We start from the raw sequence: 22,559 nt of genomic DNA on the forward strand, positions 1-22,559 counted from the left end.
TGTTGGATATGATTTGAGTGAGTAGTAATACTCTTCGAAAATCTCTTCAAACCACGTCAACGTCGCCTTGCCGTATAGATGTTACTGACTTCGTCAGTTCTATCTGCAACCTCAAAACAGTGTTTTGAGCAGCCTGCGGCTAGCTTCCTAGTTTTCTCTTTGATTTTCATTGAGTATAAGTTAAAAATCCTGATTTCAAGTAAAATCAGGATTTTTTCATGGATGCAATTTTTTCTGGATCTGGTGTGACACGGAGGGTCTTTTGTCCTGTATAGGTTACAAAGCCAGGTTTTCCACCAGTTGGTTTGTTGAGTTTCTTGACTTCAATCATATCTACCTGAACCAGATTTGACAGGCGACCTTGAGAGAAGTAGGCGGCCAGCTCTGCTGCGTCTGTCTTGACTTCATCGGATGGGTCAAGATTGCCTGAGATGACAACATGGCTTCCAGGAATATCCTTGGCATGGAACCAAAGTTCCTCCTTGCGGGCTATTTTAAAGGTTAGCTCCTCATTTTGCAGGTTGTTTCGGCCGACATAGATGATGGTTTTGCCATCGCTTGCTAGATATTGTTCTGGTTTTTTGCGTTTCTGGATTTTCTCCCGTTGTCTTCTGCGGATAAAGCCTGTTTGAATCAATTCTTCACGGATTTCAGCGATTTCTTCCAGCCCAGCTTGGTTGAGAACAGTTTCCACACTTTCCAGATAGAGAATAGTCGCCTTGGTTTCCTCAATCAGATCAGTCAAGTATTTGACAGCTTCTTTGAGTTTCTGGTAACGTTTAAAATAGCGTTGGGCATTCTGGTTGGGAGTTAGTGCCTTATCAAGAGCAATGGTGATAGGCTGATTCGTGTAGTAATTATCCAAGACTACCTGGTCTTGGTCATTCGGAACTTGATGGAGGAAGGTTGTCAGCAATTCTCCTTTTTGACGAAATTCTTCAGCATTGTCTGTCGCCAGTAACTCTTTTTCCTGTTTTTTGAGTTTGTGGCGGTTTTTCTGAAGTTCATTTTCAACACGGCGAATGAGTTCACTGGCTTGCTGTTTGACGCGGTCGCGCTCAGCCTTATCCTTATAGTAGGTGTCCAACAAATCAGAAAGACTGGCAAAAGAATCTGCCACTTGATTTGCAAAAGGAACTGGGCTGAAGGAAGTCTCAGTCAAGCATGGTTTGGTTTCTTGATTGAAAAAGTTTCGGAAAGCGGAAAGTTTTTCACTAACCAGTATGCTTTCCAATTCATTTGCCGTATCGCGTCCTAGACCTTGAAAGAGGCTTTGAAGGTTTTTAGCTGTCGTTTCCTGTGTTTGTAGGATTTCAAAGAGCTTTTCATCCTTGATAGTAAAAGGATTGAGAGATTCCGTACTTGGCGGAGCGATATAGGTCGATCCAGGAAGCAAGGTACGGTAGCTATTTTGTGAAAAGCCAACATGTTTGATGACTTCGAGGATTTTGTGGCTACTTTTATCAACCAGTAGAATATTACTGTGTTTCCCCATGATTTCGATAATCAAGGTAGCCTGAATATGGTCCCCAATCTCGTTTTTATTGGAAACTGTCATTTCCACAATACGGTCATTTTCAATCTGCTCGATCGACTCAATCAGGGCACCCTGCAAATATTTTCTCAAAACCATAATAAAGGTAGAAGGTTGGGCTGGATTTTCAAAAGTCGTTTGGGTCAGCTGAATGCGTCCAAAAACTGGATGGGCAGAAAGGAGCAGGCGATGACTTTGGCGATTGCTGCGGATTTGCAAGACCAACTCTTGTTCAAAAGGTTGATTGATTTTCTGGATGCGACCGTTCACTAACTCTCTTCGCAATTCCTCAACCATGTGGTGTAAAAAAAATCCGTCAAATGACATCGTTCTCTCCTTGTGATTGTATTCCATAGTATTATATCAAAAAGGTAGAATAAAATCATGGAAATGTGGTATAATAAAGCCAAGTAAAGAGAAACGAGAAGCACATGTATATTGAAATGGTAGATGAAACTGGTCAAGTTTCAAAAGAAATGTTGCAACAAACCCAAGAAATTTTGGAATTTGCAGCCCAAAAATTAGGAAAAGAAGACAAGGAGATGGCAGTCACTTTTGTGACCAATGAGCGTAGTCATGAACTCAATCTGGAGTACCGTGACACAGACCGTCCGACAGATGTCATCAGCCTTGAGTATAAACCAGAATTGGAAATTGCCTTTGACGAAGAGGATTTACTTGAAAATCCAGAATTGGCAGAGATGATGTCTGAGTTTGATGCCTATATTGGGGAATTGTTCATCTCTATCGATAAGGCACATGAGCAGGCCGAGGAATATGGCCATAGCTTTGAGCGTGAGATGGGCTTCTTGGCAGTACACGGCTTTTTACATATCAACGGCTATGATCACTACACTCCGGAAGAAGAAGCGGAGATGTTCGGTTTACAAGAAGAAATTTTGACAGCCTATGGACTCACAAGACAATAAACGAAAATGGAAAAATCGTGACCTGATATCTAGTTTAGAATTTGCCATCACAGGAATTTTTACTGCCATCAAGGAAGAACGAAATATGCGAAAACATGCCGTGACGGCTCTAGTAGTCATCCTTGCAGGTTTTGTTTTTCAGGTGTCACGAATCGAATGGCTCTTTCTCCTATTGAGCATTTTCTTGGTAGTAGCTTTTGAAATTATCAATTCTGCTATTGAAAATGTGGTGGATTTGGCCAGTCACTATCACTTTTCCATGCTGGCTAAAAATGCCAAGGATATGGCGGCTGGTGCGGTATTAGTGGTCTCTCTTTTCGCAGCCTTAACAGGCGCATTGATTTTTCTCCCACGAATCTGGGATTTATTATTTTAAATAGCAAGAGGAAATTATGACTTTTAAATCAGGCTTTGTAGCCATTTTAGGACGTCCCAATGTTGGGAAGTCAACTTTTTTAAATCACGTTATGGGGCAAAAGATTGCCATCATGAGTGACAAGGCGCAGACAACGCGCAATAAAATCATGGGAATTTACACGACCGATAAGGAGCAAATTGTCTTTATCGACACACCAGGGATTCACAAACCTAAAACAGCTCTCGGAGATTTCATGGTCGAATCTGCCTATAGTACCCTTCGTGAAGTGGATACCGTCCTTTTTATGGTGCCTGCTGATGAAGCGCGTGGTAAGGGGGACGATATGATTATCGAGCGTCTCAAGGCTGCTAAGGTTCCAGTGATTTTGGTGGTGAATAAAATCGATAAGGTCCATCCAGACCAGCTCTTGTCTCAGATTGATGATTTCCGTAACCAAATGGACTTTAAGGAAATTGTACCAATCTCAGCCCTTCAAGGAAATAACGTCTCTCGTCTAGTGGATATTTTGAGTGAAAATCTAGATGAAGGTTTCCAATATTTCCCGTCTGATCAAATCACAGACCATCCAGAGCGTTTCTTGGTTTCAGAAATGGTTCGCGAGAAAGTCTTGCACCTAACTCGTGAAGAGATTCCGCACTCTGTCGCAGTAGTTGTGGATTCTATGAAGCGAGACGAAGAAACAGACAAGGTTCATATTCGTGCAACTATTATGGTCGAGCGCGATAGCCAAAAAGGGATTATCATCGGTAAAGGTGGCGCTATGCTTAAGAAAATCGGTAGTATGGCCCGTCGTGATATCGAACTCATGCTAGGAGATAAGGTCTTCCTAGAAACCTGGGTCAAGGTCAAGAAAAACTGGCGCGATAAAAAGCTAGATTTGGCTGACTTTGGCTATAATGAAAAAGAATACTAAGTAGAGGTGGGCTCATGCCTGCTTCTTGTTTTTACAGAAGGAGGACTTATGCCTGAATTACCTGAGGTTGAAACCATTCGACGTGGCTTGGAAAAATTGATTTTGGGAAAGAAGATTTCGAGTATAGAAATTCGCTATCCCAAGATGATTAAGACGGATTTGGACGAATTTCAAAAGGAAGTGCCTGGTCAGATTATTGAGTCAATGGAACGTCGGGGCAAGTATTTGCTTTTTTACCTGACAGACAAGGTCTTGATTTCCCATTTGCGGATGGAGGGCAAGTATTTTTACTATCCGGACCAGGTTCCTGAACGCAAGCATGCCCATGTTTTCTTCCAATTTGAGGATGGTGGCACGCTTGTTTATGAGGATGTTCGCAAGTTTGGTACTATGGAACTCTTGGCTCCTGACCTTTTAGATGCCTACTTTATTTCTAAAAAATTAGGTCCTGAACCAAGCAAACAAGACTTTGATTTACAGGTCTTTCAAGCTGCCCTTGCCAAGTCCAAAAAGCCTATCAAATCCCATCTCCTAGACCAGACCTTGGTAGCTGGACTTGGCAATATCTATGTGGATGAGGTTCTCTGGCGAGCTCAGGTTCATCCAGCTAGACCTTCCCAGACCTTGACAGCAGAAGAAGCGACTGCCATTCATGACCAGACCATTGCTGTTTTGAGTCAGGCTGTTGAAAAAGGCGGCTCCACCATTCGGACCTATACCAATGCCTTTGGGGAAGATGGAACTATGCAAGATTTTCATCAGGTCTATGACAAGGCTGGTCAAGAATGTTCGCGTTGCGGCACCATCATTGAGAAAATCCAACTAGGCGGACGAGGCACCCACTTTTGTCCAAACTGTCAAAGGAGGGACTGATGGGAAAAATCATTGGAATCACAGGAGGAATTGCCTCTGGTAAGTCAACCGTGACAAATTTTCTAAGAAAGCAAGGCTTTCAAGTGGTGGATGCCGACGCGGTTGTCCACCAACTACAGAGACCTGGTGGTCGTCTGTTTGAGGCTCTAGTACAGCATTTTGGGCAAGAAATCATCCTTGAAAACGGAGAACTTAATCGCCCTCTCCTTGCTAGTCTTATCTTTTCAAATACTGAAGAACAGGAATGGTCTAAGCAAATCCAAGGAGAGATTATTCGTGAAGAGTTGGCTACTTTGAGAGACCAGTTGGCTCAGACAGGAGAGATTTTTTTCATGGATATTCCCCTGCTTTTTGAGCAGGACTACAGCGCTTGGTTTGATGAGACTTGGTTGGTCTATGTGGACCGAGATGTCCAAGTAGAACGCTTAATGAAAAGGGACCACTTGTCCAAAGATGAAGCTGAATCTCGTCTGGCAGCCCAGTGGCCTTTAGAAAAAAAGAAAGATTTAGCCAGCCATATTCTTGACAACAATGGAAATCAGGACCAGCTTCTTACTCAGGTGTTCTCCCTGCTTGAGGGAGGTAGTGAAGATGACAGAGATTAACTGGAAGGATAATCTGCGCATTGCCTGGTTTGGTAATTTTCTAACTGGAGCCAGTATTTCTTTGGTTGTGCCCTTTATGCCTATCTTTGTGGAAAATCTCGGTGTAGGGAGTGAGCAAGTCGCTTTTTATGCAGGCTTAGCAATTTCTGTCTCTGCTATTTCGGCTGCGCTCTTTTCTCCTATCTGGGGTATTCTTGCTGATAAATACGGTCGAAAACCCATGATGATTCGTGCTGGTCTGGCCATGACCATTACTATGGGAGGCTTGGCTTTTGTGCCAAATATTTATTGGTTAATCTTTCTTCGTTTATTAAATGGTGTATTTGCAGGTTTTGTTCCTAACGCCACAGCCTTGATAGCTAGTCAGGTTCCCAAGGAGAAATCAGGCTCTGCTCTCGGAACTTTGTCTACTGGCGTAGTTGCAGGTACTTTAACTGGTCCTTTTATCGGTGGCTTTATCGCAGAATTATTTGGCATTCGTACTGTCTTTTTACTGGTTGGTAGTTTTCTGTTCTTAGCCGCTGTTTTGACTATTTGCTTTATCAAGGAAGACTTTCAACCAGTAGCCAAGGAAAAGACTATCCCAACAAAGGAATTATTTACATCAGTTAAATATCCCTATCTCTTAGTCAACCTCTTTCTAACCAGTTTTGTTATCCAATTTTCAGCCCAATCAATCGGCCCTATTTTAGCTCTTTATGTACGTGACTTAGGGCAGACAGAGAATCTTCTTTTTGTCTCTGGTTTGATTGTGTCCAGTATGGGCTTTTCCAGCATGATGAGTGCAGGAGTCATGGGCAAGCTAGGTGACAAGGTGGGGAATCATCGCCTCTTGGTTGTAGCCCAGTTTTATTCAGTCATCATCTATCTCCTCTGCGCCAATGCCTCTAGCCCCCTTCAACTAGGACTTTATCGTTTCCTCTTTGGCTTGGGGACCGGTGCCCTGATTCCTGGAGTTAATGCCCTTCTCAGTAAGATGACACCCAAAGCTGGTATTTCGAGGGTCTTTGCCTTTAATCAGGTATTCTTTTATCTGGGAGGTGTCGTTGGGCCTATGGTAGGTTCTGCAGTAGCAGGTCAATTTGGCTACCATGCAGTCTTTTATGCGACAAGCCTTTGTGTTGCCTTTAGTTGTCTCTTTAACCTGCTTCAATTTCGAACATTATTAAAAGTAAAGGAAATCTAGTGCGAGTAAAAATTAATCTCAAATGCTCCTCTTGTGGCAGTATCAATTACCTAACCAGTAAAAATTCAAAAACTCATCCAGACAAGATCGAGGTTTTAAAGTATTGTCCCAAGGAAAGAAAAGTAACCCTACATCTTGAATCTAAGTAGATTTTATGGTAAAATAATAGGGATTTTAAGGAGTTTGATATGTATAACCTATTATTAACCATTTTATTAGTATTATCTGTTGTGATTGTGATTGCGATTTTCATGCAACCAACCAAAAACCAATCCAGCAATGTATTTGATGCCAGCTCAGGTGATTTGTTTGAACGCAGTAAAGCACGCGGTTTTGAAGCTGTAATGCAGCGTTTGACAGGGATTTTAGTCTTTTTCTGGCTAGCCATTGCCTTAGCATTGACGGTATTATCAAGTAGATAAGAAAATAATGGGCAGGACTAGGTCTTTGCCTGTTTTTATTTTTAAAAGATATTTGAGAAGGTTTTACAGTAAAAGAAAATTAAAAATCTAGAAAGAAAATATGAAAGATAGAATAAAAGAATATTTGCAAGATAAGGGAAAGGTGACGGTCAATGACTTGGCTCAGGCTTTGGGAAAAGATGGGTCCAAGGATTTTCGTGAGTTGATTAAAACCTTGTCCCTAATGGAAAGAAAGCACCAGATTCGCTTTGAAGAAGATGGCAGTCTGACCTTGGAAGCTAAGAAAAAACATGAGATTACTCTCAAGGGGATTTTTCATGCCCATAAAAATGGCTTTGGTTTTGTTAGTCTGGAAGGCGAGGAGGACGACCTTTTTGTAGGGAAAAACGATGTCAACTACGCTATTGATGGTGATACCGTCGAGGTCGTGATTAAGAAAGTCGCTGACCGCAATAAGGGAACAGCAGCAGAAGCCAAAATTATTGATATATTAGAACACAGCTTGACAACAGTTGTCGGCCAAATCGTTCTCAAACAGGAAAAACCTAAGTATGCTGGTTACATCCGTTCGAAAAATCAGAAAATCAGTCAACCGATTTATGTTAAGAAACCAGCCCTTAAACTGGAGGGAACCGAAGTTCTCAAGGTCTTTATCGATAAATACCCAAGCAAGAAACATGATTTCTTTGTCGCAAGTGTTCTCGATGTGGTGGGGCATTCAACGGATGTCGGAATTGATGTTCTTGAGGTCTTGGAATCAATGGACATTGTATCCGAGTTTCCAGAAGCTGTTATCAAGGAAGCAGAAAGTGTGCCTGATGCTCCATCACAAAAGGATATGGAAGGCCGTCTGGATCTAAGAGATGAGATTACCTTTACCATTGACGGCGCTGACGCCAAGGACTTGGACGATGCGGTGCATATTAAGGCTTTGAAAAATGGCAATCTGGAGCTTGGAGTTCACATAGCAGACGTTTCCTACTATGTGACCGAGGGTTCTGCCCTTGACAAGGAAGCCCTTAACCGTGCGACTTCTGTCTATGTGACAGACCGTGTGGTTCCAATGATTCCAGAACGACTGTCTAATGGCATCTGTTCTCTCAATCCTCAAGTTGACCGCCTGACCCAATCTGCCATTATGGAGATTGATAAACATGGTCGTGTGGTTAATTACACTATTACACAAACGGTTATCAAGACAAGTTTCCGTATGACCTATAGCGATGTCAATGATATCCTAGCAGGTGACGAGGAGAAGAGACAAGAATATAAGAAAATTGTTCCAAGTATCGAACTCATGGCCAAGCTCCATGAAATTCTAGAAAACATGCGTGTGAAACGTGGTGCCCTTAATTTTGATACCAATGAAGCGAAGATTTTAGTGGATAAGCAAGGTAAGCCTGTTGATATCGTTCTTCGTCAGCGTGGTGTTGCCGAGCGTATGATTGAGTCCTTCATGTTGATGGCTAATGAAACAGTTGCCGAACATTTCAGCAATCTGGATTTACCTTTCATCTATCGAATTCACGAGGAGCCAAAGGCTGAAAAGGTTCAGAAGTTTATTGATTATGCTTCGAGTTTTGGCTTGCGCATTTATGGGACTGCTAGTGAGATTAGCCAGGAGGCTCTCCAAGACATCATGCGTGCTGTTGAGGGAGAACCTTATGCAGATGTATTGTCCATGATGCTTCTTCGCTCCATGCAACAGGCTCGCTATTCAGAGCACAATCACGGCCACTATGGACTAGCTGCTGACTATTATACTCACTTCACTAGCCCGATTCGTCGTTATCCAGACCTTCTTGTTCACCGTATGATTCGTGATTACGGCCGTTCTAAGGAAATAGCAGAGCATTTTGAACAAGTAATTCCAGAGATTGCGACCCAGTCTTCCAACCGTGAACGTCGTGCCATTGAGGCAGAGCGTGAAGTCGAAGCCATGAAAAAGGCTGAGTATATGGAAGAATACGTGGGTGAAGAGTACGATGCTGTTGTATCAAGTATCGTCAAATTCGGTCTCTTTGTCGAATTGCCAAACACAGTTGAAGGCTTGATTCACATCACTAATCTACCTGAATTTTATCATTTCAATGAACGTGATTTGACTCTTCGTGGAGAGAAATCAGGAACAACCTTCCGTGTAGGTCAGCAAATCCGTATCCGAGTTGAAAGAGCGGATAAGATGACTGGTGAAATCGACTTCTCTTATATTCCAAGTGAGTTTGATGTGATTGAAAAAGGCTTGAAACAGTCTAATCGTAGTGACAGAGGGCGTGGTTCCAGTCGTCGTTCAGATAAGAAGGAAGACAAGAGAAAATCAGGACGCTCAAATGATAAGCGCAAGCATTCACAAAAAGACAAGAAGAAAAAGGGCAAGAAACCTTTTTACAAGGAAGTAGCTAAGAAAGGAGCCAAGCATGGCAAAGGGCGAGGGAAAGGTCGTCGCACAAAATAAAAAGGCGCGTCACGACTATACAATCGTAGATACGGTAGAGGCAGGGATGGTCCTGACAGGAACTGAAATCAAGAGTGTACGAGCAGCTCGAATCAATCTCAAGGATGGATTTGCCCAAGTAAAAAATGGAGAAGTCTGGCTGAGCAATGTTCATATCGCTCCTTACGAAGAGGGCAATATCTGGAACCAAGAACCAGAGCGTCGTCGTAAACTCCTGCTCCATAAGAAACAAATCCAAAAATTAGAACAAGAGACCAAAGGAACAGGAATGACACTGGTTCCCCTAAAAGTCTATATCAAAGATGGCTATGCCAAGCTCCTTTTAGGCCTAGCTAAAGGTAAGCATGACTATGATAAACGGGAGTCAATCAAACGTCGTGAGCAGAATCGCGATATTGCGCGCGTGATGAAAGCTGTTAATCAGCGATAAAAAGAGGAAATGAAGATGGAAAAACTAGTTGCTTATAAACGTATGCCTTTGTGGACTAAAGAAACCATGCCAGAGGCTGTTCAGAAGAAACACAATACCAAGGTGGGGACTTGGGGCAAGATTACTGTTTTAAAAGGAACTCTCAAGTTTATTGAATTAACAGAGGATGGCGAGGTTCTAGCTGAACATCTCTTTGAAGCGGGGGCTGACAATCCAATGGCACAACCACAAGCTTGGCACCGAGTGGAGGCTGTAACAGACGATGTAGAATGGTATTTGGAATTTTATTGTAAACCTGAGGATTATTTCCCTAAAAAATACAATACCAATCCGGTTCATTCAGAGGTCCTAGGGGCAATGCAGACAGTAAAACCGGGGAAAGCCTTGGATTTGGGCTGTGGTCAGGGCCGTAACTCTCTCTTTCTTGCACAGAATGATTTTGATGTGACAGCTGTGGATCAAAATGAATTGGCCCTTGAAATCTTGCAAAGCATTGTGGAGCAGGAAGACCTGGATATGCCTGTTGGTCTCTACGATATCAATTCAGCCAGCATTGGGCAAGAGTATGATTTTATCGTATCAACTGTTGTTCTCATGTTTCTACAAGCAGACCGTATTCCAGCTATTATTCAAAATATGCAGGAGCAAACTAGTATTGGTGGCTACAACCTTATCGTCTGTGCCATGGACACGGAAGATTACCCTTGCTCTGTTAACTTCCCATTTACCTTTAAAGAAGGAGAATTGGCAGACTATTACAAGGACTGGGAATTGGTTAAGTACAATGAAAATCCTGGCCATCTTCACCGTCGCGATGAGAATGGCAATCGTATTCAACTACGCTTTGCGACCATGCTAGCTAAAAAAATCAAATAAGCGTGAATGAAGATTAGGAAATTTCCTGATCTTTTTTTCTTTTTTTACGAATAATATAGAAAAAGGAGGGAAATCATGTTTGTTGCTAGAGATGCTAGGGGGCAGCTGGTAAATGTGTTAGAGGATAAGTTTGAGAAGGAAGAATACACCTGCCCAGCTTGTGGAGGTCAGCTCCGTTTGCGTCAAGGACCAAGTGTCCGGACCCATTTTGCACATAAATCTTTAAAAGACTGTGATTATTCCTCTGAAAATGAAAGCCCAGAACACCTGTCCAATAAGGAAGTCCTCTATCACTGGTTGAAAACAGAGGCAGAGGTTCAATTAGAATACCCCCTTCCAGAGCTTAAACAGATTGCGGATGTATTTGTAAATGGCAATCTAGCTCTAGAGGTTCAGTGTAGCTCCTTGCCTCAAAAAGTTCTTAAAGAGCGCAGTGAGGGTTACCGTATTCAGGGTTACAAAGTACTGTGGTTGCTAGGTCAAAAACTGTGGCTCAAAGATCGCTTGACTCGTCTACAACAAGGTTTTCTCTACTTCAGTCAAAATATGGGCTTTTATGTTTGGGAATTAGACAAAGAAAAACAAGTTTTAAGACTCAAATACCTGATTCACCAAGATCTTCGAGGTAAACTCCATTATCAGATTAAGGAATTTCCCTATGGTCACGGTAGTCTACTGGAGATATTACGTTTTCCCTATAAGAAACAAAAAATATCTAGTTTTAGTGTTTCTCAGGATAAGGACATCTGTCGCTATATCCGGCAACAACTGTTTTATCAAAATCCCATTTGGATGAAAGCACAAGCAGAAGCCTATCAAAAGGGAGAAAATCTCCTGACTTATGGGCTAAAAGAATGGTATCCACAAATTCGACCATTAGTAGGTGAGTTTTGTCAAATTGAGCAAGATTTGACTCGCTATTATCAGTATTTTCAAACCTATTATCAAGAAAATCCTCAAAATGATTGGCAAAAGCTCTATCCACCAGCCTTTTATCAGCAATATTTCTTAAAAAATATGGTAGAATAAAAAGGATGGAGGAATCTAATGGTATTACAAAGACATGAAATAAATGAAAAAGATACATGGGATCTATCAACGATCTACCCAACTGACCAGGCTTGGGAAGAAGCCTTAAAAGATTTAACAGAAAAATTGGAGACAGTAGCCCAGTATGAAGGCCATCTCTTGGATAATGCGGATAGCCTACTCGAAATTACTGAATTTTCTCTTGAAATGGAACGCCAGATGGAGAAGCTTTACGTTTATGCTCATATGAAAAATGACCAGGACACACGTGAAGCCAAGTATCAAGAGTACTATGCTAAGGCCATGACTCTCTATAGCCAGCTAGACCAAGCCTTTTCATTCTATGAACCTGAATTTATGGAAATTAGTGAAAAGCAGTATGCTGACTTTTTAGAAGCTCAACCAAAATTGAAGGTTTATCAACACTATTTTGACAAGCTTTTGCAAGGCAAGGATCACGTTCTTTCACAACGTGAAGAAGAATTATTGGCTGGCGCTGGAGAAATCTTTGGTTCGGCAAGTGAAACTTTCGCTATCTTGGACAATGCGGATATTGTGTTCCCTTATGTCCTCGACGATGATGGTAAGGAAGTGCAGCTCTCTCATGGGACTTACACACGTTTGATGGAGTCTAAAAATCGTGAGGTGCGTCGTGGTGCTTATCAAGCTCTTTATGCAACTTATGAGCAATTCCAACATACTTATGCTAAAACCTTGCAAACAAATGTTAAAGTTCAAAACTATCGTGCAAAAGTTCGCAACTACAAGAGTGCTCGTCATGCAGCTCTCGCAGTAAATTTTGTTCCAGAGAGTGTTTATGACAATTTGGTAGCAGCAGTTCGTAAGCATTTGCCACTCTTGCATCGTTACCTTGAACTTCGTTCAAAAATCTTGGGGATTTCAGACCTCAAGATGTACGATGTCTACACACCGCTTTCATCTGTTGAATACAGTTTTACCTACCAAGAAGCCTTGAAAAAGGCAGAAGATGCCTTGGCAGTCTTGGGTGAGGATTACTTGAGCCGTGTTAAACGTGCCTTCAGTGAGCGTTGGATTGATGTTTATGAAAATCAAGGCAAGCGTTCAGGGGCCTACTCTGGTGGTTCTTACGATACAAATGCCTTTATGCTCCTCAACTGGCAGGACAATCTAGACAATCTCTTTACCCTTGTCCATGAGACTGGTCACAGTATGCATTCTAGCTATACTCGCGAGACTCAGCCTTATGTTTACGGAGATTATTCTATCTTCTTGGCTGAGATTGCCTCAACTACCAATGAAAATATCTTGACGGAGAAATTATTGGAAGAAGTGGAAGATGATGCAACGCGCTTTGCTATTCTCAATAACTTCCTAGACGGTTTCCGTGGAACAGTTTTCCGCCAAACTCAATTTGCTGAGTTTGAACACGCGATTCACCAAGCGGATCAAAATGGTGAAGTCTTGACAAGCGATTTCTTAAATAATCTCTACGCAGACTTGAACCAAGAGTATTATGGTTTGAGTAAGGAAGACAATCCTGAAATCCAATACGAGTGGGCACGCATTCCACACTTCTACTATAACTACTATGTATACCAATATTCAACAGGCTTTGCAGCAGCCTCAGCCTTGGCTGAAAAGATTGTTCATGGTAGTCAAGAAGACCGTGACCGCTATATCGACTACCTCAAGGCAGGTAAGTCTGACTATCCACTTAATGTCATGAGAAAAGCTGGTGTTGATATGGAGAAGGAAGACTATCTCAACGATGCTTTTGCAGTCTTTGAACGTCGTTTGAATGAGTTTGAAGCCCTTGTTGAAAAATTGGGATTGGCATAAGATGGTTGAATCATATAGTAAGAATGCCAACCATAACATGCGTCGCCCTGTCGTCAAGGAAGAAATTGTAGACTTGATGCGTCAGCGTCAAAAGCAAGTCACAGGATCTTTGAAAGAATTGGAAGACTTTGCTCGCAAGGAAAATATTCCCATTATTCCCCATGAAACGGTTGCTTATTTCCGTTTTCTCATGGAAACCATACAACCTAAAAATATACTGGAAATTGGGACGGCTATCGGTTTTTCAGCCCTTTTGATGGCTGAACATGCACCGAATGCAAAGATTACAACCATTGATCGCAATCCAGAAATGATTGGTTTTGCCAAGGAAAATTTTGCCCAGTTTGACAGTCGCAAGCAAATCATGCTTCTAGAGGGAGATGCGGTAGATGTCTTATCTACCCTGACAGAATCCTATGATTTCGTCTTTATGGATTCTGCTAAGTCTAAATATATCGTCTTTTTGCCAGAAATCCTCAAACATTTGGACGTTGGAGGAGTGGTTGTCTTGGATGATATTTTCCAAGGTGGTGATGTTGCTAAGGATATTATGGAAGTCCGTCGTGGCCAGCGAACCATTTATCGAGGCCTTCAAAGACTATTTGATGCAACTTTAGACAATCCAGGACTCACCGCAACATTAGTACCTCTGGGGGACGGCATTCTCATGCTTCGTAAAAATGTAGCAGATGTTCAATTGCCTGACAGCGAATGATTTTCAGAAAAATTTAAGAAAATATAGTAAAATAGATAGGGTAACACTTATCTCAAAGGAGTAGACATGAAGAAAAAATTATTGGCAGGAGCCATTACACTATTATCAGTAGCAACTTTAGCAGCTTGTTCGAAAGGTTCAGAAGGGGCAGACCTTATCAGCATGAAAGGAGATGTTATCACAGAACATCAATTTTATGAGCAAGTGAAAAGCAATCCTTCAGCCCAACAAGTCTTGTTGAACTTGACCATCCAAAAAGTATTTGAGAAGCAATATGGCTCAGAAGTAGATGACAAAGAAGTCAACGATACTATTGCCGAAGAAGAAAAACAATATGGTGAGAACTACCAACGTGTCTTGTCACAAGCAGGTATGACTCTTGAAACACGTAAAGCTCAAATTCGTACAAGTAAATTAGTTGAGTTGGCAGTTAAGAAGGCAGCAGAAGCTGAATTGACAGATGATGCTTATAAGAAGGCCTTTGACGAATACACTCCAGATGTAACGGCTCAAATCATCCGTTTGGACAATGAAGACAAGGCTAAAGAAATTCTTGAAAAAGCCAAAGCAAGTGATGCGGACTTTGCTCAATTGGCTAAAGATAACTCAACGGATGAGAAAACTAAAGCGAATGGTGGAGAAATCACCTTTGATTCTGCTTCAACAGAAGTACCAGAACAAGTTAAAAAAGCCGCTTTCGCTTTAGATGTAAATGGCATTTCTGATGTGATCACAGCAACTGGTACACAAGCCTACAGTAGCCAATATTACATTGTAAAACTCATTAAGAAAACAGAAAAATCATCTAATATTGATGACTACAAAGAAAAATTAAAAACTGTTATCTTGACTCAAAAACAAAATGATTCAACATTTGTTCAAAGCATTATCGGAAAAGAACTGCAAGCAGCCAACATCAAGGTTAAGGATCAAGCCTTCCAAAATATTTTCACTCAATATATCGGTGGTGGAGATTCAAGCTCAAGCAGTTCATCAAAAGAATAAAACAGAAAAGGGCCAAGTGCTCTTTTTCTTATGACAAAAATGGTCTATCTGATGGATAAGAGTTTTTTTCTTTCGGAAAAAATGGTATAATAGCAATCAAAACTAGAAAACAAACGGAATTTGGGAAGCAATTGTGTTGTTCTCATTAGATTGGTGATACTATGAAGATTAGTAAAAGGCACCTATTAAATTATTCTATTCTAGTTCCTTACTTACTTTTATCTATTTTGGGCTTGATTGTGGTTTATTCGACAACCAGTGCTATTTTAATTCAAGAAGGCCAAAGTGCACTGCAATTGGTCCGAAGTCAGGGACTATTTTGGATATTTAGTTTGATACTGATTGCCTTGATATATAAGTTGAAACTGAATTTTTTAAGAAACGAACGTCTTCTATTTATCGTTATGTTCGTTGAGCTGATTCTATTAGCCTTGGCTCGGATAATTGGTATTCCTGTCAATGGAGCCTATGGCTGGATTTCTGTAGGACCTTTGACCATTCAGCCAGCCGAATACTTGAAAATTATTATTATTTGGTATCTAGCAAATAAATTTTCCAAACAACAAGAGGATATAGCTATTTATGATTTTCAAGTTTTGACACAGAATCAGTGGCTTCCTCGTTCATTTAATGACTGGCGCTTTGTTCTCTTTGTACTGATTGGGAGCCTTGCTATTTTCCCAGATTTGGGGAATGCTTCTATTTTAGCTTTGGTTGCCTTGATTATGTATACGATTAGTGGTATCGCTTATAGATGGTTTATTGCCTTTTTGGGAATTTTGGTGGGAGTTTCTGCCCTATCCTTATCACTGATTTCTTTTATAGGGGTTGATAAGTTTTCAAAAGTTCCAGTATTTGGTTACGTTGCCAAGCGTTTCAGTGCCTATTTTAATCCCTTTGCCGATTTGGCAGGAGCAGGCCACCAACTTGCAAATTCCTACTTTGCCATGGTAAATGGTGGTTGGTTTGGTCTAGGTTTAGGAAATTCAATTGAAAAACGTGGCTATTTACCAGAGGCCCATACAGATTTTGTATTTTCAATTGTCATCGAAGAATTTGGATTTGTAGGAGCCGGCTTGATTTTAGCACTTGTTTTTTTCCTAATTTTACGAATTATCCTAGTCGGAATTCGTGCTAAGAATCCCTTTAATTCCATGATGGCGATTGGGGTTGGGGGGATGATGTTGATCCAGGTGTTTGTCAATATCGGTGGAATTTCTGGTATTATTCCCTCGACAGGAGTAACCTTTCCTTTCTTATCGCAAGGAGGGAATAGTCTTCTGGTCTTGTCTGTAGCCATCGCCTTTGTCTTAAATATTGATGCAAGTGAAAAGCGTGCTCAATTGTATGAGGAGTTAGAAGCTCACTCCTCAAACTATATGTAGAGCTGATAGTGGAAAGGATTACCTATGTCTCTTCAAAAATTAGAAAACTATAGTAATAAAGCTGTCGTGCAAGAAGAAGTATTGATTTTAACAGAATTGTTAGAAGATATCACTAAAAATATGCTTGCCCCAGAGACTTTTGAAAAAATCATGCAGTTGAAAGAATTGTCAACTCAAGAAGATTATCAAGGCTTGAACCAATTGGTTACTAGTCTGTCAAATGATGAAATGGCTTATATTTCACGCTATTTCTCTATCTTGCCCCTCTTGATTAATATTTCAGAAGATGTGGATTTAGCTTATGAAATCAACCACCAAAATAATATTGATCAAGATTATCTTGGTAAGTTGTCAGCAACAATCAAAATGGTTGCAGAAAAAGAAAATGCGGTTGAAATTCTTGAACACTTGAATGTTGTCCCTGTTTTGACAGCGCATCCAACACAAGTGCAACGTAAGAGTATGTTGGATTTGACTAACCATATCCACACCCTCTTGCGTAAGTATCGTGATGTGAAATTAGGCTTGATTAATAAGGAAAAATGGCATAATGATCTCCGTCGTTACATTGAGATTATCATGCAGACAGATATGATTCGTGAAAAGAAATTGAAAGTAACCAATGAAATCACGAATGTTATGGAATACTACAATAGTTCATTTCTGAAGGCAGTTCCTCATTTGACTGCTGAGTACAAGCGTCTGGCTAAAAAACATGGACTGGAGTTGAAACATCCTAAACCAATTACCATGGGAATGTGGATTGGTGGAGACCGTGATGGGAATCCTTTTGTTACAGCAGATACCTTGAAACAATCTGCTATGACTCAGTGTGAAGTCATCATGAACTACTATGATGAAAAGATTTACCAACTTTATCGTGAATTCTCTCTCTCAACCAGTATTGTCAATGTCAGCAAGCAAGTCAGAGAAATGGCTCGTCAATCTAAGGATAACTCTATTTACCGTGAAAAAGAGCTTTACCGCCGTGCCTTGTTTGATATTCAATCAAAAATCCAAGCAACAAAAACCTATCTGATTGAGGATAAGGAAGTTGGGGCTCGCTATGAAACGGCCAATGATTTTTATAAGGATTTAATTACTATTCGTGATTCCCTCTTGGAAAATAAGGGTGAAGCACTGATTTCTGGTGATTTTGTTGAGTTAATTCAGGCAGTTGAAATTTTTGGTTTCTATTTGGCATCTATTGACATGCGTCAAGATTCTAGTGTTCATGAGGCCTGTGTAGCAGAACTCTTGAAATCAGCAGGTATTCATTCTCATTATAGTGAATTAAGTGAAGAAGAAAAATGCCAGCTTCTTTTGAAAGAATTAGAAGAAGATCCACGTATTCTTTCTGCCACTCACGTTGAAAAATCAGAGTTACTTGAAAAAGAATTAGCAATCTTTAAGGCTGCTCGTAAGTTGAAAGATAAGTTGGGAGATGATGTTATTCGTCAGACTATCATTTCACATGCAACCAGCGTATCAGACATGTTGGAATTGGCTATCTTGCTAAAAGAAGTAGGGTTAGTTGATAAAGAAAGAGCCCGTGTCCAAATTGTTCCTCTTTTTGAAACAATCGAGGACTTGGACCACTCAGAAGAAACCATGAGAGAATATCTTTCTCTTCCTCTTGCTAAGAAATGGATTGCTTCACGTAATAACTACCAAGAAATCATGCTTGGCTACTCTGACAGTAATAAAGATGGTGGCTATCTATCATCATGTTGGACCCTCTACAAAGCTCAACAACAACTGACTGCTATTGGAGATGAATTTGGTGTTAAGGTTACCTTCTTCCATGGCCGTGGTGGTACTGTCGGTCGTGGTGGTGGACCAACCTATGAAGCCATCACATCTCAACCGCTCAAGTCTATCAAGGATCGTATCCGCTTGACGGAGCAGGGTGAAGTAATTGGGAATAAATACGGTAACAAAGACGCAGCTTACTATAACCTTGAAATGCTTGTTTCAGCGGCCATTAACCGTATGATTACGCAGAAGAAGAGCGATACCAACACCTCAAATCGTTATGAAGCCATTATGGATCAAGTGGTGGACCGTAGTTATGATATCTACCGTGATTTGGTCTTTGGTAATGAGCATTTCTATGATTATTTCTTCGAGTCAAGCCCAATCAAGGCTATTTCAAGCTTTAATATTGGTTCTCGTCCAGCCGCTCGTAAGACGATTACTGAAATCGGTGGTTTGCGAGCTATCCCTTGGGTATTCTCATGGTCACAAAGCCGTGTCATGTTCCCTGGCTGGTATGGTGTCGGATCAAGTTTCAAAGAATTTATTGATAAAAATCCAGAAAATATCGCTATCCTACGAGATATGTACCAAAATTGGCCTTTCTTCCAGTCACTTCTTTCAAATGTAGACATGGTCTTGTCAAAATCAAATATGAATATTGCTTTTGAATATGCCAAACTTTGTGAAGATGAAGAAGTAAAAGCAATCTATGAGACTATTCTAAATGAATGGCAAGTTACCAAGGAAGTTATCTTGGCTATCGAAGGTTATGATGAACTCTTGGCTGAAAATCCATATCTAAAAGCAAGTTTGGATTATCGTATGCCTTACTTTAATATTCTCAACTATATCCAGTTGGAGTTGATTAAACGTCAACGCCGAGGAGAATTATCTAGCGATCAAGAAAAATTAATCCATACAACCATCAACGGAATTGCGACAGGATTGCGTAATTCAGGCTGATACCTATCAAGCTTCCTCTTTTCCATAGGGGAAGTTTTTGAATAGTTCAAAAAAATGCTAAAAGAGTCTTGACAAGTAGTTGAAAAATGATATAATTTAACCATTCAGAAAAGTAATCATACAAACTTTTTAGAGAGTCTGTGGTAGCTGAAAACAGATAAGTGATGATGATGAAAATTGGGCTGAATGTTATTTAGAATTTGAAATCATAAAAATTCGGTGAGCACACCTTACAGTGCATCTCGTTATTGCGAGACAGAGCGATAGGGAAATTCCCTATAATTGAGGTGGTACCGCGCATTGACGTCCTCACACAAGTTTTTTGTGTGAGGACTTTTTTGATGGAGGCTAGTATGGAAAGAAAACGATGGCGTCGCTTGTTTATACTCAATGAAAATCAAAGTACAAACTAGGAAGCTAGCCGCAGGCTGCTCAAAACACTGTTTTGAGGTTGTGGATAGAACTGACAGAGTCAGTATCATATACCTACGGCAAGGTTAAGCTGACGTGGTTTGAAGAGATTTTCGAAGAGTATTAGATAAGTGAAGTATTTAAAAGGAATAAAAAAGGAGAAATAGAATGAAAAATAAACGTTTAATTGGAATTATCGCTGCATTAGCAGTCTTAGTAGCAGGAAGCTTGATTTACTCTTCAATGAATAAACCAGAAGCTAAGAATGAGAAGAAAGTTGCCAAAGTTGGTGTTCTTCAGTTTGTGAGCCATCCATCTCTTGACTTGATTTATAAAGGGATTCAAGATGGACTTGCAGAAGAAGGTTATAAAGATGACCAGTTGAAGATTGACTTTATGAACTCAGAAGGTGACCAAAGTAAGGTTGCGACAATGAGTAAACAATTGGTTGCAAATGGGAATGACCTTGTGGTTGGTATTGCAACACCAGCTGCTCAAGGTTTGGCTAGTGCAACAAAAGACCTACCGGTTATCATGGCTGCTATTACAGACCCAATCGGTGCTAACTTGGTCAAAGATTTGAAAAAACCAGGTGGCAACATTACAGGGGTATCTGACCACAATCCAGCTCAACAACAAGTTGAACTCATCAAAGCTTTGACACCAAATGTGAAAACAATCGGAGCTCTTTACTCAAGTAGCGAAGACAATTCAAAAACTCAAGTTGAAGAATTTAAGGCTTATGCTGAAAAAGCAGGTTTGACAGTGGAAACATTTGCAGTTCCTTCAACAAATGAAATTGCTTCAACAGTTAATGTTATGACTAGCAAGGTCGATGCTATCTGGGTTCCAATTGATAACACCATTGCATCAGCTTTTTCAACAGTTGTATCAAGCAACCAATCAGCTAAAAAACCAATCTACCCAAGTGCGACTGCCATGGTAGAAGCAGGTGGTTTGGCATCAGTTGTAGTTGACCAACACGACCTTGGTGTGGCAACTGGTAAAATGATTGCGCAAGTCTTGAAAGGTGCAAAACCAGCTGATACTCCAGTCAATGTCTTTTCAACTGGTAAATCAGTAATTAACAAAAAGTTGGCACAAGAACTAGGTATTACGATTCCTGAATCTGTTCTAAAAGAAGCAGGGCAAGTGATCGAATAATCTGTAATGGAGGAGTTGGGGACATCTCCTCCAATTTTTTACAATAGAAATCATATAGAAAAGGTTAAGAAACAGATGATATTATCTATTATTTCTCAAGGATTTGTCTGGGCTATTTTAGGTCTGGGAATCTTTATGACATTTAGGATTTTGAACTTTCCAGATATGACGACAGAGGGTTCCTTCCCGCTTGGGGGAGCTGTTGCTGTCACTCTGATAACGAAAGGCGTGAATCCCTTTTTAGCAACTCTTATTGCTGTTGGAGCTGGTTGTTTAGCTGGAATGGCAGCAGGACTTCTTTATACAAAAGGGAAGATTCCAACCTTACTCTCAGGGATTTTGGTGATGACTTCTTGTCACTCTATCATGCTCTTGATTATGGGACGTGCGAATTTAGGCTTGCTTGGAACCAAACAAATCCAGGATGCCTTGCCTTTTGATTCGGATTTGAACCAACTCTTTACAGGTCTCATCTTTGTTAGTATTGTTATTGCTCTCATGCTCTTTTTCTTGGACACTAAACTCGGACAGGCCTATATTGCTACAGGTGACAATCCTGATATGGCTAGAAGTTTCGGGATTCATACTGGACGCATGGAGCTTATGGGCTTGGTCTTATCAAATGGTGTGATTGCCCTTGCAGGTGCTCTTATTGCTCAGCAAGAAGGTTATGCCGATGTATCTCGAGGAATCGGGGTTATCGTTGTAGGTCTTGCAAGTTTGATTATTGGAGAAGTTATCTTCAAGAGTTTGAGCTTGGCAGAACGTCTGGTTACCATCGTTGTAGGTTCTATCGCTTACCAATTCTTAGTGTGGGCAGTTATTGCGCTTGGCTTTAATACAAGTTACCTTCGTTTGTACAGCGCCGTGATTTTAGCAGTCTGCCTCATGATTCCAACATTTAAGCAAACAATCTTGAAAGGAACCAAGTTAAGCAAATGACAGCAATTGTAGAATTAAACAATGCAACCAAAGTCGTTAAAAATGGCTTTGATGAAGAAAAGATTATTTTAAACGATGTTTCCTTAGAAATTTTTGAACAGGATTTCATCACGATTTTAGGTGGAAATGGTGCTGGGAAATCAACTCTCTTTAATACTATTGCAGGAACCTTATCACTAACCAGTGGAACCATCCGTATTTTAGGTGAAGATGTTACCAAGTTTTCACCAGAGAAGCGCGCTAAGTATCTGTCTCGTGTCTTCCAAGATCCAAAGATGGGGACAGCTCCTCGTATGACAGTGGCAGAGAATCTCTTGATTGCCAAGTTTCGTGGTGAAAAGCGTGGATTGTTACCACGACGCTTGACGAGCTATAAGGATGAGTTTCAGGCAACCATTGAAAAAGTAGGAAATGGTCTTGAGAAACACTTGAATACACCGATTGAGTTCTTGTCAGGTGGGCAAAGACAGGCTTTGAGTCTCTTGATGGCAACCTTGAAGCGACCTGAATTACTCTTGTTAGATGAGCATACTGCGGCCCTTGATCCAAAGACAAGTGTCGCACTCATGGAGTTGACAGATGAATTTGTCAAGAAAGATCAGCTGACAGCCTTGATGATTACCCACCATATGGAGGATGCGTTGAAGTACGGAAACCGTCTGATTGTCATGAAGGAAGGTCGTATAATTCAAGATCTTAATAATGAAGAAAAAGCTAAGATGAAAATCTCAGACTACTATCAATTGTTTGAATAGATGAACTTT

The 22,559-nt window shown here is 40.7% G+C and carries 21 protein-coding genes and 1 other annotated feature; of the genes, 20 read left to right on the forward strand and 1 reads right to left on the reverse strand.

Going from position 1 to position 22,559, the window contains the following annotated elements; all coding sequences use genetic code 11:
• Positions 1-205 precede the first annotated feature (205 nt).
• Entirely contained in the window at positions 206-1,861 is a 1,656-nt protein-coding gene (gene pavA / locus N8L90_RS01415) for an Rqc2 family fibronectin-binding protein PavA (RefSeq protein WP_261023887.1), read from the reverse strand.
• A 104-nt stretch (positions 1,862-1,965) separates the two neighbouring features.
• Between pavA and ybeY the strand changes: the two genes are divergently transcribed.
• The 20 genes from ybeY (at position 1,966) to N8L90_RS01515 (ending at position 22,550) form a co-directional block, all read left to right on the forward strand.
• Complete coding sequence (gene ybeY / locus N8L90_RS01420) at positions 1,966-2,463, forward strand: rRNA maturation RNase YbeY (RefSeq protein WP_000275156.1); 498 nt, start codon at positions 1,966-1,968, stop codon at positions 2,461-2,463.
• Positions 2,444-2,839 (forward strand): diacylglycerol kinase family protein, encoded by a 396-nt coding sequence (locus N8L90_RS01425; RefSeq protein ID WP_000378157.1) that lies wholly within the window; start codon positions 2,444-2,446, stop codon positions 2,837-2,839. The genes ybeY and N8L90_RS01425 overlap by 20 nt, the downstream gene beginning before the upstream one ends.
• Before the next feature lie 16 nt (positions 2,840-2,855).
• The gene (era, locus tag N8L90_RS01430) at positions 2,856-3,755 is read left to right on the forward strand and encodes a GTPase Era (protein ID WP_000143264.1); all 900 of its coding nucleotides are present in this window, start codon (positions 2,856-2,858) and stop codon (positions 3,753-3,755) included.
• Between the two features lie 48 nt (positions 3,756-3,803).
• A complete protein-coding gene (mutM, locus tag N8L90_RS01435; protein WP_001114504.1) occupies positions 3,804-4,628 on the forward strand; it encodes a DNA-formamidopyrimidine glycosylase in 825 nt (274 codons plus the stop codon).
• Positions 4,628-5,233 (forward strand): dephospho-CoA kinase, encoded by a 606-nt coding sequence (coaE, locus tag N8L90_RS01440; RefSeq protein ID WP_261023888.1) that lies wholly within the window; start codon positions 4,628-4,630, stop codon positions 5,231-5,233. The genes mutM and coaE overlap by 1 nt, the downstream gene beginning before the upstream one ends.
• On the forward strand, positions 5,220-6,419 hold the full coding sequence (locus N8L90_RS01445; protein WP_261023889.1) for a multidrug efflux MFS transporter PmrA: 1,200 nt from the start codon (positions 5,220-5,222) through the stop codon (positions 6,417-6,419). The genes coaE and N8L90_RS01445 overlap by 14 nt, the downstream gene beginning before the upstream one ends.
• The gene (rpmG, locus tag N8L90_RS01450; RefSeq protein ID WP_001809104.1) at positions 6,419-6,568 is read left to right on the forward strand and encodes a 50S ribosomal protein L33; all 150 of its coding nucleotides are present in this window, start codon (positions 6,419-6,421) and stop codon (positions 6,566-6,568) included. Before N8L90_RS01445 ends, rpmG begins: the two co-directional genes overlap by 1 nt.
• 39 nt (positions 6,569-6,607) lie before the next feature.
• The gene (gene secG, locus N8L90_RS01455) at positions 6,608-6,841 is read left to right on the forward strand and encodes a preprotein translocase subunit SecG (RefSeq protein WP_000282517.1); all 234 of its coding nucleotides are present in this window, start codon (positions 6,608-6,610) and stop codon (positions 6,839-6,841) included.
• 100 nt (positions 6,842-6,941) lie between these two features.
• Positions 6,942-9,296, forward strand: a complete 2,355-nt coding sequence (gene rnr / locus N8L90_RS01460) for a ribonuclease R (RefSeq protein ID WP_261023890.1) — start codon at positions 6,942-6,944, stop codon at positions 9,294-9,296.
• Positions 9,259-9,726, forward strand: coding sequence for an SsrA-binding protein SmpB (smpB, locus tag N8L90_RS01465; RefSeq protein WP_261023891.1), 468 nt, complete (start codon positions 9,259-9,261; stop codon positions 9,724-9,726). Before rnr ends, smpB begins: the two co-directional genes overlap by 38 nt.
• A gap of 15 nt (positions 9,727-9,741) precedes the next feature.
• On the forward strand, positions 9,742-10,602 hold the full coding sequence (gene tehB / locus N8L90_RS01470) for an SAM-dependent methyltransferase TehB (protein WP_261023892.1): 861 nt from the start codon (positions 9,742-9,744) through the stop codon (positions 10,600-10,602).
• 75 nt (positions 10,603-10,677) lie between these two features.
• On the forward strand, positions 10,678-11,631 hold the full coding sequence (locus N8L90_RS01475) for a competence protein CoiA (RefSeq protein WP_261023893.1): 954 nt from the start codon (positions 10,678-10,680) through the stop codon (positions 11,629-11,631).
• 18 nt (positions 11,632-11,649) lie between these two features.
• Positions 11,650-13,452 (forward strand): oligoendopeptidase F, encoded by a 1,803-nt coding sequence (gene pepF / locus N8L90_RS01480; RefSeq protein ID WP_261023894.1) that lies wholly within the window; start codon positions 11,650-11,652, stop codon positions 13,450-13,452.
• A 1-nt stretch (position 13,453) separates the two neighbouring features.
• Positions 13,454-14,167 carry an O-methyltransferase gene (locus tag N8L90_RS01485; RefSeq protein WP_261023895.1) on the forward strand — a complete coding sequence of 238 codons (714 nt, stop codon included), beginning with the start codon at positions 13,454-13,456 and terminating at the stop codon, positions 14,165-14,167.
• Between the two features lie 66 nt (positions 14,168-14,233).
• On the forward strand, positions 14,234-15,172 hold the full coding sequence (gene prsA, locus N8L90_RS01490; RefSeq protein WP_261023896.1) for a peptidylprolyl isomerase PrsA: 939 nt from the start codon (positions 14,234-14,236) through the stop codon (positions 15,170-15,172).
• A 161-nt stretch (positions 15,173-15,333) separates the two neighbouring features.
• Positions 15,334-16,557, forward strand: a complete 1,224-nt coding sequence (gene ftsW, locus N8L90_RS01495; RefSeq protein WP_261023897.1) for a cell division peptidoglycan polymerase FtsW — start codon at positions 15,334-15,336, stop codon at positions 16,555-16,557.
• 24 nt (positions 16,558-16,581) lie between these two features.
• A complete protein-coding gene (gene ppc / locus N8L90_RS01500) occupies positions 16,582-19,278 on the forward strand; it encodes a phosphoenolpyruvate carboxylase (RefSeq protein ID WP_261023898.1) in 2,697 nt (898 codons plus the stop codon).
• Between the two features lie 96 nt (positions 19,279-19,374).
• Positions 19,375-19,592: a binding site (T-box leader), on the forward strand.
• A 265-nt stretch (positions 19,593-19,857) separates the two neighbouring features.
• Positions 19,858-20,853, forward strand: a complete 996-nt coding sequence (trpX, locus tag N8L90_RS01505; RefSeq protein WP_004259575.1) for a tryptophan ABC transporter substrate-binding protein — start codon at positions 19,858-19,860, stop codon at positions 20,851-20,853.
• Positions 20,854-20,928: 75 nt separating this feature from the next.
• Entirely contained in the window at positions 20,929-21,795 is an 867-nt protein-coding gene (locus tag N8L90_RS01510; protein ID WP_031227680.1) for an ABC transporter permease, read from the forward strand.
• Positions 21,792-22,550, forward strand: a complete 759-nt coding sequence (locus N8L90_RS01515) for an ABC transporter ATP-binding protein (protein WP_023942765.1) — start codon at positions 21,792-21,794, stop codon at positions 22,548-22,550. The genes N8L90_RS01510 and N8L90_RS01515 overlap by 4 nt, the downstream gene beginning before the upstream one ends.
• Positions 22,551-22,559 lie beyond the last annotated feature (9 nt).

The sequence above is a fragment of the Streptococcus mitis genome (assembly GCF_946190115.1).
Classification (GTDB): domain Bacteria; phylum Bacillota; class Bacilli; order Lactobacillales; family Streptococcaceae; genus Streptococcus; species Streptococcus mitis_CO.